This is a genomic window from Campylobacter sp. IFREMER_LSEM_CL1085, assembly GCF_025772235.1.
Taxonomy (GTDB): Bacteria; Campylobacterota; Campylobacteria; order Campylobacterales; family Campylobacteraceae; genus Campylobacter_D; species Campylobacter_D lari_D.
Map to the genome: position 1 here is coordinate 1 of NZ_JAKMRU010000025.1, position 14,922 is coordinate 14,922.

Sequence of the window (14,922 nt, forward strand, 5' to 3'; positions counted from 1 at the left end):
TAATATAGATAAAATTAAGGAGTTGAATGAGTGATTTTATCTGCTAATTTTTTGAGTTTCACAATATACTACTTTCTTTTGGATTTCTAGTATATGTTGTGACAACATATCGTTTATTGAAATTACCATTCCAAAAGCTTAGATAATCTAGCGATAAATTCTAACAATGATAGTTTTAATGATACTTGTAATGCTTCAATACCACCTGCAAACAATTGTGTTAAAAATAGAAAAGTATGTCCATTTAATGAAGAAAGAGAATGTGTTTTAACAGATAATAAGTATCAATGTTCCCCGTTTCCTTGCATAGAAGGTGCTAGCGATATTGAAGATGAAGATACTCAAGTTGGTATTAATGATGAAAATAATAATGGTTGGGAATATGATGGTTCTTATAGAGGACAAATTTTTATCTTTAATAAAAAAGATAATAGATGTCGCTCTAAAGACAAATTTTTTGGCTTAACTGGTGGTGGTTGCTGTGATAAAGATAAAGTATTTATAGGGCTTGTACCTTGTAAAGAAGATGAAAAAAAGCTAGCAAAACTCAATAAGCAAAATAGATGTGTAGAAGTTGGTGAATATTGCTCTAAAAAAATTAAATTCATAGCTTGTATTCAGCATAAAAAAACACATTGTTGTTTTAATTCAAAATTAGCAAGAATATTTAATGAACAAGGACGCCCACAAATTGGAAGAGGTTGGGGTTCTCCAAAAAGTCCTGATTGTAGAGGATTTACTCCAGAAGAATTTCAAAAGTTAGATTTTAGTGAAATAGATTTAAGTGATTTTATTGCTGATATTGTTGGAAGTATTGATGTAGATAAAATACAAGCTGATTCTATAAAAATACAAGAAAAGATTGAAAGCAATCTTGAGAATTTAACAAGAAAACATACTAATTAAAAAGAAAATAAAATTATAGAAAGGAGATAGAGTTTAGTTAAAAGTTTGTTTGGTAAAAGCCAAAGGGATTGTTCTAAACCCTGCAAAAGCAGGGGATACTCAATAAGCCTTGACATAGCAAAGCATTAAGAGTATAATTATTAGAACAATGTTGAGCATTTAACTCACCTCCCTTCTGGGCGGTAAATTAACGCTAAAGGGTTGCGCCCCTTTGGCGTTGCACCCTTAATATAATTATATCAAACAAACTCTTTAACTTCTTTAATACAATTGATGAAAAGATTTTACATTTTATTCCTTAGTGCTTTAATTTTTGCACCTTCTTTATTATTTGGTGCTACAAATATAGATGATAATCATATTATCTTTACTTGGGGCTATGGTGAAGTAGCAAATGATATTTTACAAGTTATAAAAGATGTTATATTTTTGCTTCAATTAACTAATAAAAGTAAAGAATCTTTTCATATCAATATCTTAATCAATAGTGATACACTTTATAAAAATCCTTTATTGCAATATAATATAAATAGAACAATTTCTAAAGATGATAATATCATTTATGCTTTAAAAAATACTTCTAGTATAAATCAAGCTTTTAAAAACTTAAAAGAATTACAAGAAGTATTATTAAAAGAAAATATATTTTTAAATTTTATAGACTTAAATAGCAAAGAAAGCCTTTTAAGTTTTTACAATCAAATATTAAGTAATCATCATCTTAAAGATTATTTTTATATAAAAAATAATCAATTTTTTATTAAAGAAGATATAAAAAATAAAATTGTATTTCACAATATCAATTCTTCTTCTATTATAAGTAATTATCTTAGCTTGTTAAATGATTTTAATACTTTAAGTAAGATAGAGCTTATAAATATATTAGAAAGTTTAAGTTTATACAATCTTTCAACTTTAATGCAAGATATACAAAAAAGATACTTAAAACTAGAATATAACTTAAAAAGCTTTAATAAAGATAGTATCTTTTTATCTAATATGATTATGAATGTGAGATTGAAGTAGAGTTTTGGATTAATATAAGCTTGTTGTTAATTTATGGTTATTTTCATAATATTGGGTATTATTAAAATTTAATAATATCAATAGTTTAAATAATAAAAATTCAGATCTTATGTATTTGATTTTAATATAGATGAATAAATGATATATTTTGATAAATATAAAAATTATTCATGAAGTTTAATATGTATTATTTCGTAATTTTTTATTTTTTTTCCTAAAATTTTACCCCATCCTAATTTGGAGTGAGAGTAATCTCCTAGCTTAAACAGCATTCTTTTATTAAAAATAATTTTAAGATATAAATCAACACAAAATTCATTGTTAGTTAGAAATAATATACTTTCTTTAAGCTCTTTGTGTTTTTCTGCGTTTGGAAAGTATTTTAAAGCTTCATCATAGTGTATATCTTTTATATAAATAGCTATTTTATTTTGGTAAGATAGAAATTTTTTTCCTAAGATTAGATTTTTTCCTAAAATATGATTTTTACTTCCTAATTTATTTAATTGTATGTGTCTTATGTAAATTTGATGGGGTATATTTTCTATAATATTTAATTGATTTTGTAAATTAAAAGTGATTTGTAAAATTCTTTCAATATAACTTTTAGGTCTTCTTAAACTTAGTAATAACGGTGCAAAAGGCAGATATCTCTTTGCAATTTTTGTGTCATTGATACCTAACATAGAAAATAGTATTTTAGAAATTCTATCGTTGAAGTTAATATCAAAACTTTTTGGATAATTGTTAAGAGTGGTAATTTCAAAAAAAATCCAAAGAAGATGGTGATTGAAGAAATCAAAAAATAAACTCCATCCATCCCCGCCATCCTCATTCCTAGAGAGCTTGTCTAGTATATAAGAAGGGAGTTGTGATGTATTACCTTGTAGACCCATAAAATTAATCATAATTTCAATGGGAAAATCACTAATATTTTTATTGAATTTTACATATTCGATTTCTTTGTTAGGATGCATTAGGGCATTATTTACCCTTAGAAAAATATCTTCTTTGGGATGATCTTTTAATAATTTTTTAAGAAGTTTATAAAAGGTATAAGAGTTTGCATTGTTCATAATATAGGTTTAATTCCTTTTTTAAAAGGATAGTGTATAGTCGCTTTTGAGTTTATGCATTTAATTTTTAATTCACAAAATGAATTAATACTCACAAAGGATGATAAAAATTCTGAAATTATTAATCCTAGCTTATAAACTTCACCCAAAGAATAAAATTTAGAATCATCTATACTTATAATACTCATAGTGCCTTTTTTTGTAATATGCTCATCAATTAAGTAGCTTGGTTTTGACTGTATGTCAATTATTGAAGAGGTAAGTAATTGACATACTACTTCAGAAGTTTTATCATCGGGAAAGCTATAGCTTTCTAAAACTTGAAAAAAGGATGTTTTTGTTAAAAGAGTTTGGTAACTAAATGACAAAATAGAAACTAATTTCCATAAAAGATCACCATTGGTTTTAACTTGCTTAATCGGCGTTGGAATGGTAATGTTTTTCGTAATAGCATCTTTATAAAAAGGTATAAGATTGATATCGCCTATTTTTAAACGGGTCGGTAAATTTTTATTACAGCATAATACATCTATTGTGATTGTTTCATTTGTATTGTTTGAGGAAAAAAACGATATTTCTTTGAAGTTATCTTGCTTGGAATTTGATTTATTTGTAATGTAGTAAAAATCTTGTATTTTATTTTGCATAAATTCAAAACGTTCAAAATTTTTATAATTTTTTAAAATTCTACTCCCGCTGTCGCTATTATGTGCTTTGACTTGTTTTATTTGAACTATATCATATGCATTTAAATTTGTTCTATCGATAAAAATTCTATATCCATTTTTCGAGTGATTATTGATGATAGGTTCTGCTGTTTTTTCGAAAATATTAATGATTGGTGTTGTCGATAATGAGAATAATTCATTTTTTATAATACAATTTTTAGGAAGTGTTTTATTAAATTTAAAAAAAATGCTAATTAATTTACCTTTACACTCATGTAAAACATCCAAGCCTTGTATTGAGATAAAATTAAATTTTTCAGGCAAAAAAAAGTATTCTCTTAGCAAGGAAAAAGATTCAAATCCTAAGTCATTATAAAATAGGCAACTTTCGTTTGGCTTTAAACCCATAGTTTTAATATTATGGGTATTTATTTTAAATTCTTCTTTTGTGTCATGAGATATGACTTTTATTTCTTCTAAATATTGATGCATATAAAAAAGTAATGTAGATGATGTGTAAACATCATCCCCTAAGTATATACTTAGTTTATCTAAACCTAGATGTTCTATGTTTAAATCTTCTCTACTAACTCTAAGTTGTATATCTAATGTATGATATTGTCTTTCACTTCCTAAAAAAACATTCTCTATATTTAATGGATATAGATATACATCATATACTGTTTTAAATTCACATTCACATTTTTCTATAGATACAGATTTAACTGTACTATTTTTAGGAATAATTAATCTGTTGAGTTTGCTGTTTTCGCTAAATTTGAATTCTTGCATACACATAGAAGGTAGAATGTTGGTGTAATTTGGAGAAAGAATATTAATTAGAGATTCTGCAATATAGGGTATATTTTGATCTAATTCTTGATGAATTTTAGAGGTTAATATTGCTAAATTTTCAATAATTCTTTCTATATCTGGATCTTTACTATCGTAAGATAAAAAAGGGGTTAACTTGGGAAATTTATCTATAAAAATTTTCCGAGCATGATTAAGATAAGCAATCTCCTTTTGATAATAATGTATATCATCTTGTGTCATTTTAGATAACCTCGCAATATCGATTATTTTTAAATATAATTTCAATTGCAAATTCTTTAAAATTATCATTACAAAAAACACATTTTAGTAAAAATGAAAGTTGCCAAGGTTTTAAAGAATCATTATATGTGATAGAATTAATTATAATTCTTTTTTCGTATTTACTTATGAGTTTATGAATTTCTTTTGCCATGTTCAAGCAAAGTTCTGTCGAGCTTAAATTTAGATTTTCCATACTAGATAATCCAAAATCTTCAACACTTAAGCAGTCATCAAGTTTTGCATTAAGCAAAACTTGTATATTATTTTTTATTTCTTGAAATTCATTTTGATAAAAAGGGATATTTTGATATTGCTCATCCAATGAATGAATAATTTTATCCAACAAAGACATTTATTATTCTTTATCCAATTTACCTACTAAAGATAGTTCAAAATTTCCACCCATATATTTAAAGTGAGGACGAACACTCAACCCAATCTTATACCATCCAGGCTCCCCTGGTATATTATCCACTTTTACTTGAGCCCCTCTAAAAGGTCTTCTACTTCTAACCTCTGCTGGTGGATTTTCTTGATCTGAAATATATTGTCTAACCCATTCGTTTAAACCATTTTCAATATCACTTCTTTCCTTCCAGCTTCCAATTTCTTCTCTTTGTAGTACTTTTAGATAATGTGCTAATCTTGAAATTAAAAATACATAAGGCAATTGAGTGCCTAAGCGGTAATTTGTTTCAGCCTCTTTTCCTTCTGGTGTGTTTGGAAATATTTTAGGTTTTAAAGCAGAATTTGCTGAAAAAAATGCTGCATTATTGGTGTCTCTTCTTAGAGTTAAAGTTATAAACCCATTTTCTGCAAGTTCATATTCTCTTCTATCTGTAATCAAAACTTCAGTAGGAATTTTAGCTTTTAAGTTTCCAAAATTTTCATAAAAATAAGTAGGAAGATCTTTTACGCTTCCACCGCTTTTTGGTCCTATGATACTACCACACCACCTGTATTTAGCAAAACTTTCTGTTAATCTTGTTGCGAAAGCATATGCTGAATTTCCCCATAATAGATGATTGTGAGATGCGTGAACATTTTCTTTGTAATTAAAGCTTTTGATGGGATTTTCTTCACTATCATAAGGCGATCTTGTCAAAAACCTCGTAACCATTAATCCTGTGTATTTAGAATCTTCATTTTCTCTAAAAGTTCTCCATCTTGTGTATTGTGGACCCTCGAGAAGACTTTGTAAATCCTGAATATTAGCTAATTCTGAATAATTTTCTAAACCAAAAAATTTAGGTCCTAAAGAAGTTAAAAATGGAGAATGACTCATTGCTGCTATGCTTGACATTTTATTTAAAAAAGTCATATCTGGACTTGTAGTGCTTAGTTGGTAATCACCAATTATAGCACCAACTGGTTCTCCACCAAATTGTCCATATTCTGAAGAATAAATATTTTTATAAACAACACTTTGGGTGATGTCTGGATTATTTTCGAAATCTTCTAAAACTTCTTCTTTTGTAATATCAAAAAGATTAATTTTAATATTTTCATTAAAATCAGTTCTTTCTACTAAGAAGAAAAGTCCTCTCCAAGTCGATTCTAATTTTTGAAATTCTTCATTATGTAAAATCTCATCCATTTGTTTTGATAATAAATCATCGATATGGGCAATCATTTCATCAAGTGCAAATTTGTTGATTTTATCTTCTATGTTATCGCTTTCAACTATTGCGGAAATAAATTCGGCTACTCCTCTTTTTGCTATACTATAGCTTTCATCATTTCTAGCATATTTGCTTTTTTCCATAATACTTTCAATAATTGGAGTATCAATTACTTTATCTTTTGACATATTATGTTTCCTTTATTCTTCGTTATTTTCTTTTTTGATTTCTAAAAGCAACTGCTCTTTGGTTTTTTCATTTTTTAGAGCATCTAAAACAGCTTTTCTAAAATTTGGAATATTACCCATAGGTCCTTTTAGAGCCATTAATGCTTCTCTAAGGCGCATTAGTTTATTTAACTCTGGCACTTGTTGCACTATATTATCAGGCGAAAAATCTTTCATACTAGATATTTTTAGGTTGATATCTAATTCTTCAGCGCCTCCACCCAAAGTATTTTTAACATTAAATTGGGTTTTGATGTCTAGTTTTTGCATAACTTGATTAAAATTTATTTTGTTGATAGACACAACTTCCCTATCTTCTAAATTTTGTCCATTTTTACCTGTTAAATTAGCCATTATCATAAGTTTTAAAGGTAATTCTATCTCTGCATTTTGCCCGTTTGTTTTTGCCTTGTAGGTTATATTTATGCGTTCTTTTGGTGCACTTGATCCATCAGACATTTTACTTCCTTATTTTTTGAATTAAAATTTATTTTTTAAATTATACATAAAACTAAATAAAGAATAACTAAGTTTATATTTTTTTATTAGTTTTGTTTTTTGCATAATTATACTCATCACTTAAGTAATCCTTTAATAAGGTTTTTTCCATAAGTTCAACTAGTTGTAAGTATATAATTTTTGCATTATTTTTCATATTGTTTGTTTCAAAAACTTGTGCCATGGCTATTAAAGAATTTATATTACAAAATAAAGAATTATTATAATTTTCATTGTTTATTTCAATGAGTATTTGTTCTACTTTTTTATTTTTATCGGATGTAGTGAGTGTTTTTTTATTAGTTTCTTGATTTTGTTTTACAAAATAATTAAATGTATCTTCTTTACACATTAATTCGCCGTTGTCAAATCTTAACTTGGTAATATCTTTGAATTTGAGAATAAAATTGCAAGTTAGTAAATTTAAAATTTTCAAGGAGTGTTCTTTTTGATGATGATGTAAAAAATCACAAAATAGTTTAAATCCTTCTATCCAGAAAGGGTTAAGTGAAAGGTTGTTGATAAAACATTTTATTTGATCTAACTCATTCGTATTTTTATCTAATAGTAATTTTATTAAATTTCTATCAGGATATCTTACTTTAGTGACAAAATCTGAATGCGGTGGAAGGGTTTTTAATCTTCCCCAAGCTGCTTCTGCAAACAATGAATAAGCATTGGTATTTTCAATGTTATTTTCTAGTAATTCTATTGCTAGATTATTTAATAATGTTCTGTATTCTCTATCACTAAGATTAGATAATTTTGTGTTTTTTATATCGATATTTACTTGTGTCACTGGAGATTTAAGAGGTGATTGTTTAGTTTGAGTTATTTCTTCTTTAATGTTTAATTTTGCAAAATTACAATTTAAAATTTCGCGTAATTTTTCAAAATACTCATTTAAACTTTTAGCTGCGACTTGTGAGCATTTTGGTGAATTTTTATTAAATTCATTAATAAAATTTTCAACAATTTGTTTGTATTTCTTTTTTTGATTTAATAGTATAGAAGATGTTTTACTTATATTTTCAGGTTTTTCTCGAAATAATTTTTCTGTAAAAATTATTATTTCTAAAAATATTTTAAAACACTCTTCGTTATTTAATGCTAAACATGATAAAGAAAAGTAAGCGAAAATTTTCATATCCATCGAGTTGTTTTGTAAAATATCTAATGAGTATTCATATACCTTATCCCATTGTATTTTTTCATGATTTAATGTTTTGTATTTTGTCATCTCTTCTTCAAGTAAATGAAATATCTCTAAGTTTTCTAAATTTTCTTCATAATGATCACAGAAAATCATTTTTTATCTCCTAAGCACTATTGAAAGTTTTTTTAATTATAATAAAAAATAAAATTATAGTGTTATTTATTTAAGTATTTTTTTAAGGATGGGAATGAGAAAAATTTTTGTTATGTTGCTCATGGGGTTGTTTTTAAGTTCTTGCTCTAGTGTTGTAAGTGTAAAGATTGATAATATAAAAAATTCTAATTTAAATAGTAGAAATGATGATGTTCCTTTGACTGTTATTGTGTATCAACTAAAAGATGTAAATAAATTTATAAAGGCTAGTGATTTAGAGCTGATTAATAGAGAGGATGCTATACTCGGTAGAGATAAAATTGACTCGATTAGACTACAAATTGCCCCTAAAGATAATATTATTGCTTTTAAAGTTATAGATGAAGAAGTGCCGTATATTGGTATTTTGGTTTTATTTGCAAATAATACTAAAAAGGTAACAAAAATTTGGGCAAAAACAGATGATGCTAATGGTTTTGGAACTAAAAAAACATTAAAATTTGAAATAACAAAAGATGGTATTAGACATATTTAATCTAAGGAAAATATAATGGCAGATAAGCTAAAAGTAGCTTGGTTTAATGGGCTAAATATTGATAAAATTCATTTTGAGCAACAAGAACGATATTTTGAAAGAAATATTAATCTTAAGACAATTTCAACTTTCAATAATTTATATGGAATAATTGATTTAGAATTTTCCAATGAAATGTTAATGCAAGGAAAAATAGCACTTAAAAGAATTTCTGGAATTGCTAAAGATGGTAGCATTTTTAATGCGCCAGAACAAGATGAGCTTCCAGAGCCTTTGGAAGTTAATTATGATTCTTTGGTAAATTCTATTATTGTTATTAAAATTCCTATGGGTTTATCCTCTATAGCAGATATATCTTTACACAATAATATACCTAATTCAAAATACATTAGTTTAAGAAGTGTTGTAGCTTCAAGAATATATGATGATAATACTAATGATGTTTTTAAACATACTGATTTGGAAGATGAATATGAGAATGATAATATTACTTTCTCTCAAGAAAAAATAAGCATTACTTTAGCTAGTTTAAGATTGAAATTGGGCTTTTTAGGTAGTAAAACTCCAGATGAACTTGAAATTCCTATAGCAAAAATCAAAAATATTGATTTAAATAAAAAAATAGAGTTAGATGAAAGTTTTATACCCACTTGTTTAGATTTAAATAAATCTTCGTATATTAAATCATTTTTAGAAGAAATTTCGCATTCAATTAAACAGCATAAAGAAATACTCACTGAAGTATTTAAGGGTATAGATCAAACTAAAAACACCTTGGATTTTAGTACATATTTATCGCTTAATCTTTTAAAAAAATGGTATTTTATTTTTTCATATATAATCAATAAAGATAAAATACATCCTGAAAATTTATATGAAAAATTAGTTGATTTTCAAGGAGATCTTAGTGCTTTTGGTACTGAAAGCTCCTTTTCTGATTTTATAGTATATAATCATGATGACTTGACTAACACTTTTTTACCACTTACTAATCAACTGAGAGTTTTATTTGCAAAAATAACTTCTCCAAAATATACTATGGCTCAAGTAATTGACAATAACAATGGATTTTATGATTTGTTATTTGACAATCCTACGGTTATTGAAGAGGGTGAATTATTTTTAGCTATTAGTGCTGATGTTAATCATGAGTATTTATTATATAATTTTAAAACTCAAAGTAAAATTCATACTCAAAGTAGGATAAAAAGTATAGTAACAACACAATTACGAGGGATAAACATAGAGCAAATTTCAAATATTCCATCTTCTATACCTTATTTAAATGGTTATATTTATTACAAGTTAGACAAAAAAGATGAGCTGTTTAAATACTTTAAGGGTGAAAATGTTATAAGTTTATATCTAACAACAAATATAAAAAACCCTGATATAAAAATGTGGGCTGTATTTTAAGGAGTAATATGCAAAAAGAATCACATTTTAAAGAAGGATCTTTGCTTTTAGAAAGTGATTTAAAAGGTTTAGAAATCAATAAAGTTGTTGATAATTGCTTGGAAATTCTTTTACTTGTTTATAGATTATCTAAGGTTCATTCTTTGGATACTGCTTATATAGAGAATTTAAAAGAAAAGCTTGTGAATGAAATTTTGGTTTGGAGTTCAAGATTAAGTACTTTTAAAGAGTATGATGAGAAAGATATTATAAAATTAAGATATTGTTTATGTGTATTTATAGATGAAAGTCTAATGAAAAATGATTTATTTATTAATAGCTCTTGGGCAAATCATACTTTAACCGTGAGGTTATTTGATGAGACTCTAGGTGGTGATAATTTTTACGATATAGCGCTTTCTTGGTTGTCTAATCCATCCAAAAACAAGGATTTTTTGGAATTCATATATGTTTGCTTGATTTTAGGATATAGAGGAAAATATTCTCATGAAAAAGATGTTGAGGAAAAAATTATTTATCTTTGTAATAATATAGCATCGGCTTTAACTCCTCTTATAAATTTAACAGATGAGACAGCTTTTGATAAGGCTTATAATGGAGCTAATAGGGAAAAATTTTGGCAGTATTTTCAACGCAGATTTATGAAATTTACGTTAGTTGTTATACCTATTGGATGTATTTTAGGTTTTTTTATTTTTGCAATTTTTGATTTACAAACTCATAATATTAAAATCGATTCTAATATTAGCAGTTTGATTAAGAATATAGAAAAATTATAACTCTTCGTTTGGAATGTTTAATTTTAACTTTTGAAACATAATTTCGTTCCAATGTTTTGGAAGATTACAAATTTTTGGGTAATATTTTTGAAAAAAATAAATAAAAATTTGAGGATTTTCAGCTAGAGAAAAATAAAATTTTCCTTTATTTGAAGATAAAATTTTACCATCATGGTTAATATTAGGGCTATAAAATTTATATCCTTTTATTGGAGGCATTTTTTTAAGGAACTTTGAATTTGGATAGTGTTTGAAAAATTTTAAATAACCTTCGATATAACCCACCCCATATTTTAATGGATTTATATTGGTATAGAAAAAATCAATAAAAGGGATATTAGAATTTTCTCCATAGTAAGGATTTGGTATAAGATTGATTTGTTTTTGATATAATTCTTTATATGTAGTGTAAGCACCGGCATTAAAAAGTAATTCATTTTCATCTTGAAATTTACCAGAAAAATATGGAATTAAAAAGTCATTTAGACTCCAAACTAAATATTCGTAAAAAAGCTCATCGCTAAATGTAATTTTATAATCTTGTTTAGATAGTGTATCAAGTTGATTTAATATATCGTTTTTATGGTTGTTTTTGTCATAGATTAAAGCGGTAATGCCACTATTTTCATAAATTTTATTAAAATAATTTTTAATTAAGTTAATGTTTTTGGAATGTAAATCATCAAAATATGAGTAAATTTGTTCTTTGGATAAGATTATATTGTTATTTTGCCTGAAATATTGCACTTTGTTGTTTGTTATTTCATTAAGCCAAAAATTATTTAATTTTTCAAAATTAATATCAAAATTACTTGCTATAAATTTTGGAAACAAGTTGTTTTTTTCTTCTTGAAATATTACCTTTCCTATATATAAAATAGCGGTTAAATCATTAATTTTTTTATTATATTTACTACTATAGAAATTTGAAATATCGTTTATTCTATCTTCAACACATAAAATATTTGTTTCTATGCCAAGATATATGGTTTTATCTAATCTATTGTTAAAAGCATATTTTTTTAAATCAGGAAGTTTAATTTTCATTCTTTAGCCTAGAAAATCTATTATTTTTTCGACAAATCTTGCATCTCTTTCATTTGGTTGTATTTCGTAAGCATTTTCTTGCCTTTCTTTGTCATCAAATTTATAAAAGCCATCAAATAAAATTTTATAATCATCACTTATAGAGAATCCATGTGCATAAAACAAATATCCTCTTAAAATACCTTGTCCCGGATAATAATAAGTTTCAACATAAAAATGTCTAATCTCGTGAATCATAGTTTTTATTATTTCTTTTAAATCATGTAGATTATTTTCATTAACACGTATGCGTCTTTTGTAATATTCTCCCCATTCTTCTTCGTCTCCTTGGAAAAAATCTATTTCACCATTTTTTGTTATTAAATTTAAGTCTAATTTTTCACATATAGCGGTTGCAATCTTACTAATTAAATTTTTATAAATTGCTATATCCAATTTTTTACCTTGCATCAATTCATCATATTTTTCTTTCAATGTTTTAGGATTGTTTTTTTCTATAGGGCAATTTAGCAAAACATCTTTACAAGTTTGAAAATAAAAATCTCTATCTCTTTGATAGTCTTTGAAATCATTTTCCACGCTATCTATGAAAGATTGACTACCTAGGTCAAATCTATAGTAAATATAAGCAATTTTTCCTGCTATTTGAGGATTATTTTTACAGAATGAAAAGAAATTTTCTCTCATAATAGTAAAGGTATCACCTATTTTTTTAGATAGACATTCGAAAAATTTAACAGCATCCCAAACACTTTGTATGTGTGATATTTGGTTCCATTCTTGAATATTTTTGGGATAATTTGCAAGATTAACACCATTAGCAACATTATCATCTTCTCCAATACCCACTCTAAAACTCATATCAATGATCACATAAGGATCTTGTAAAGTCGGCATTTCGCCTTCATAAGCAAATACCACAATATAATATTTTTCAAATTTAGTTTCTTTTGTTCTATAAAGAGGAAGAGAAAAGCCAATTTTATTTGTATTTTCTTGTTCAATTAAAGTTGCATTGTAATCATCATTGCACTCTAATTCTCCATCTTCATCAATATCAACTAAAGTACTAAAACTATCAAAACTTTGCAAATAATCATCCGATACAAATAATAATTGCATTTTAGCTTGACTATCACATTCAAAAAAACCCCATTTTCTTTGTATATCGTCGTTATTCTCTAAGAAAAGTTCTATATATGTTCCTGGTGCAAACGGAGCTTTAAGATCGTATATTTCCTTAGAGTTTATGCTATTCATTTATCTATCCTTTATTTCTTTTGCAAATACAATTTTATTGTTTCGTTTTTGGGGGTATTTAACTTCTAATTCGCAAAGCAATTCTTCTTCATTTGTAATATAGCTTAAATGCTTTAATAAATCTTCAAACAATACTCCATTAACTATTCCTATACTACCATTGCTACCAAATTCTCCCTTTTCATTAATGTTATAAAGATACAAATCCCCCTTACTCATACTTTCTTTATTCTTGCTTTTTTCTTTTTCATTATTTGGATTTGAAATTTCTATTTCTTTAAAACTTTTAGAGCATTCTTTATCTGTGTATAATCTAACACAATACTTTCCCCAAGTCTTACCTATGCTAAAAGGATAATCTTTTAAAAAATCAGGTTGTTTGTTGTAATTAATCTCATTGATTTTAAAATAATACTTTCCTTCAGGTAAGCTTCCAAATTTATCTTTAATACTTTCATCATCATAGTAAAAATATGCTTTTTTCTTGGTAGTTTTATCTTTTATATCTTGATAAAAACTAAAAGCAATTTGTTTATTTGATGGTTTTAAATTATCAGCTTTAGCTACTCCACTTCTTGCCATATAAGAAGATATTAAATCTTTTCCTTTAAAATGATATAAATAAAAACCATCATATTTAAAATAATCTTTATTTTTAAACCTAAGTATAAGTCCTATTTTATGATTGATATAATTATTAAATATTCTTTTGCTATCTTGTAAGGGTTTGGCTAAATAAGCTTTATTATCTTCTAATCTAACTTTAAAACTATGACAATTACTAAAGTCTTTTTCTCTATCAAATCTTATTTTACCTTCTTTATTAGTTTTTAATTTTAATACGCTTTGCTTGATTAGTTTTTCATGATCATACCCTTTTATACTAATACTAGCATTATCAATAGCCTTGCCATGTTCATCTTGTATGATAAGGCTGATGTAATTTGAAGTAGCAGTGTTGTTTATAATGTTAGTGTTATTGTGGGTTAAATTTAGATCTTGATGGTTTAAATCATCATAAGCATAGCGCTTGCTTATCTTTTTAGGTTCTAATTTTATATTTAAACTATTTTTAGCTAAAACATAGTTTTTAATCTTACAATGATAATAATCATAAGTAATGTTTAAATCTTTTAAAGCATATAAATTATTCTCATCATATTTAAGATAATAATTTATTTTTTCATCATTGAAAGAAAAAATTTCATCTTCCTTTGCGCCTAAAAGAAGTTTTTCATAAAAAAATACTCTTGTTTTTAGTTTATTAAAATCTAGATTATAGTTTTGTTCTAATAAAGCTATATCGATTAATGACTCATCTTTAACAAATATATCACAATTGTTCTCATAAAGATGTAAAAGATTTGACATAGATGAAGCATTGTCAAAAAATATAAGCTTTTTATTTTTTTCTTTGTTTTCTAAGATGAAGTGGCTTAGGTTTTTAAGGTGATA

General features: G+C 25.8%; 14 protein-coding genes. 5 read left to right on the top strand and 9 right to left on the bottom strand.

Annotated elements, in window-relative coordinates:
* Positions 1–411: 411 nt before the first annotated feature.
* Both traN and L8W56_RS08180 read left to right on the top strand, forming a co-directional pair.
* The gene (gene traN, locus L8W56_RS08175) at positions 412–906 is read left to right on the top strand and encodes a conjugal transfer protein TraN (protein WP_263659969.1); all 495 of its coding nucleotides are present in this window, start codon (positions 412–414) and stop codon (positions 904–906) included.
* A 273-nt stretch (positions 907–1,179) separates the two neighbouring features.
* Positions 1,180–1,932 (top strand): hypothetical protein, encoded by a 753-nt coding sequence (locus L8W56_RS08180; protein ID WP_263659959.1) that lies wholly within the window; start codon positions 1,180–1,182, stop codon positions 1,930–1,932.
* A gap of 164 nt (positions 1,933–2,096) precedes the next feature.
* Here the strand turns inward: L8W56_RS08180 and L8W56_RS08185 are convergent, their stop codons facing one another.
* The 6 genes from L8W56_RS08185 to L8W56_RS08210 all read right to left on the bottom strand — a co-directional run bounded on the left by L8W56_RS08185 (position 2,097) and on the right by L8W56_RS08210 (position 8,430).
* Positions 2,097–3,008: a type VI secretion system baseplate subunit TssG gene (locus L8W56_RS08185; protein WP_263659960.1), complete on the bottom strand. Its 912-nt coding sequence runs from the start codon at positions 3,006–3,008 to the stop codon at positions 2,097–2,099.
* The gene (gene tssF / locus L8W56_RS08190) at positions 3,005–4,732 is read right to left on the bottom strand and encodes a type VI secretion system baseplate subunit TssF (RefSeq protein ID WP_263659961.1); all 1,728 of its coding nucleotides are present in this window, start codon (positions 4,730–4,732) and stop codon (positions 3,005–3,007) included. Before tssF ends, L8W56_RS08185 begins: the two co-directional genes overlap by 4 nt.
* Before the next feature lies 1 nt (position 4,733).
* Positions 4,734–5,126, bottom strand: a complete 393-nt coding sequence (locus L8W56_RS08195) for a GPW/gp25 family protein (protein ID WP_044598843.1) — start codon at positions 5,124–5,126, stop codon at positions 4,734–4,736.
* A gap of 3 nt (positions 5,127–5,129) precedes the next feature.
* Positions 5,130–6,584 carry a type VI secretion system contractile sheath large subunit gene (gene tssC, locus L8W56_RS08200; RefSeq protein ID WP_044598842.1) on the bottom strand — a complete coding sequence of 485 codons (1,455 nt, stop codon included), beginning with the start codon at positions 6,582–6,584 and terminating at the stop codon, positions 5,130–5,132.
* A 12-nt stretch (positions 6,585–6,596) separates the two neighbouring features.
* Positions 6,597–7,082, bottom strand: coding sequence for a type VI secretion system contractile sheath small subunit (gene tssB, locus L8W56_RS08205; RefSeq protein WP_263659962.1), 486 nt, complete (start codon positions 7,080–7,082; stop codon positions 6,597–6,599).
* A gap of 73 nt (positions 7,083–7,155) precedes the next feature.
* Positions 7,156–8,430: a TssA family type VI secretion system protein gene (locus L8W56_RS08210; protein WP_263659963.1), complete on the bottom strand. Its 1,275-nt coding sequence runs from the start codon at positions 8,428–8,430 to the stop codon at positions 7,156–7,158.
* Positions 8,431–8,524: 94 nt separating this feature from the next.
* Here L8W56_RS08210 and tssJ point away from each other — a divergent pair, with 94 nt between their 5' ends.
* The 3 genes from tssJ to icmH are packed head-to-tail and all read left to right on the top strand — an operon-like array spanning position 8,525 to position 11,160.
* The gene (gene tssJ, locus L8W56_RS08215; RefSeq protein WP_147575446.1) at positions 8,525–8,965 is read left to right on the top strand and encodes a type VI secretion system lipoprotein TssJ; all 441 of its coding nucleotides are present in this window, start codon (positions 8,525–8,527) and stop codon (positions 8,963–8,965) included.
* 15 nt (positions 8,966–8,980) lie between these two features.
* Positions 8,981–10,381, top strand: a complete 1,401-nt coding sequence (tssK, locus tag L8W56_RS08220) for a type VI secretion system baseplate subunit TssK (protein ID WP_044598839.1) — start codon at positions 8,981–8,983, stop codon at positions 10,379–10,381.
* An 8-nt stretch (positions 10,382–10,389) separates the two neighbouring features.
* A complete protein-coding gene (gene icmH / locus L8W56_RS08225; protein WP_263659965.1) occupies positions 10,390–11,160 on the top strand; it encodes a type IVB secretion system protein IcmH/DotU in 771 nt (256 codons plus the stop codon).
* Here icmH and L8W56_RS08230 read toward each other — a convergent pair.
* The 3 genes from L8W56_RS08230 to L8W56_RS08240 all read right to left on the bottom strand — a co-directional run.
* Positions 11,155–12,207: a hypothetical protein gene (locus tag L8W56_RS08230; protein ID WP_263659966.1), complete on the bottom strand. Its 1,053-nt coding sequence runs from the start codon at positions 12,205–12,207 to the stop codon at positions 11,155–11,157. The genes icmH and L8W56_RS08230 overlap by 6 nt on opposite strands.
* Before the next feature lie 3 nt (positions 12,208–12,210).
* Positions 12,211–13,467 (bottom strand): hypothetical protein, encoded by a 1,257-nt coding sequence (locus L8W56_RS08235; RefSeq protein ID WP_263659967.1) that lies wholly within the window; start codon positions 13,465–13,467, stop codon positions 12,211–12,213.
* Positions 13,468–14,922: hypothetical protein (locus L8W56_RS08240; protein ID WP_263659968.1), on the bottom strand; the 1,455-nt coding region annotated here is incomplete at its 5' end.

What these genes read in the sequence shown, in the direction of transcription:
- L8W56_RS08180 (WP_263659959.1), top strand. Translation starts at nt 1,180, where the DNA reads ATGAAAAGATTTTACATTTTATTCCTTAGTGCTTTAATTTTTGCACCT.
- L8W56_RS08185 (WP_263659960.1), bottom strand. Translation starts at nt 3,008, where the DNA reads ATGAACAATGCAAACTCTTATACCTTTTATAAACTTCTTAAAAAATTA.
- tssF (WP_263659961.1), bottom strand. Translation starts at nt 4,732, where the DNA reads ATGACACAAGATGATATACATTATTATCAAAAGGAGATTGCTTATCTT.
- L8W56_RS08195 (WP_044598843.1), bottom strand. Translation starts at nt 5,126, where the DNA reads ATGTCTTTGTTGGATAAAATTATTCATTCATTGGATGAGCAATATCAA.
- tssC (WP_044598842.1), bottom strand. Translation starts at nt 6,584, where the DNA reads ATGTCAAAAGATAAAGTAATTGATACTCCAATTATTGAAAGTATTATG.
- tssB (WP_263659962.1), bottom strand. Translation starts at nt 7,082, where the DNA reads ATGTCTGATGGATCAAGTGCACCAAAAGAACGCATAAATATAACCTAC.
- L8W56_RS08210 (WP_263659963.1), bottom strand. Translation starts at nt 8,430, where the DNA reads ATGATTTTCTGTGATCATTATGAAGAAAATTTAGAAAACTTAGAGATA.
- tssJ (WP_147575446.1), top strand. Translation starts at nt 8,525, where the DNA reads ATGAGAAAAATTTTTGTTATGTTGCTCATGGGGTTGTTTTTAAGTTCT.
- tssK (WP_044598839.1), top strand. Translation starts at nt 8,981, where the DNA reads ATGGCAGATAAGCTAAAAGTAGCTTGGTTTAATGGGCTAAATATTGAT.
- icmH (WP_263659965.1), top strand. Translation starts at nt 10,390, where the DNA reads ATGCAAAAAGAATCACATTTTAAAGAAGGATCTTTGCTTTTAGAAAGT.
- L8W56_RS08230 (WP_263659966.1), bottom strand. Translation starts at nt 12,207, where the DNA reads ATGAAAATTAAACTTCCTGATTTAAAAAAATATGCTTTTAACAATAGA.
- L8W56_RS08235 (WP_263659967.1), bottom strand. Translation starts at nt 13,467, where the DNA reads ATGAATAGCATAAACTCTAAGGAAATATACGATCTTAAAGCTCCGTTT.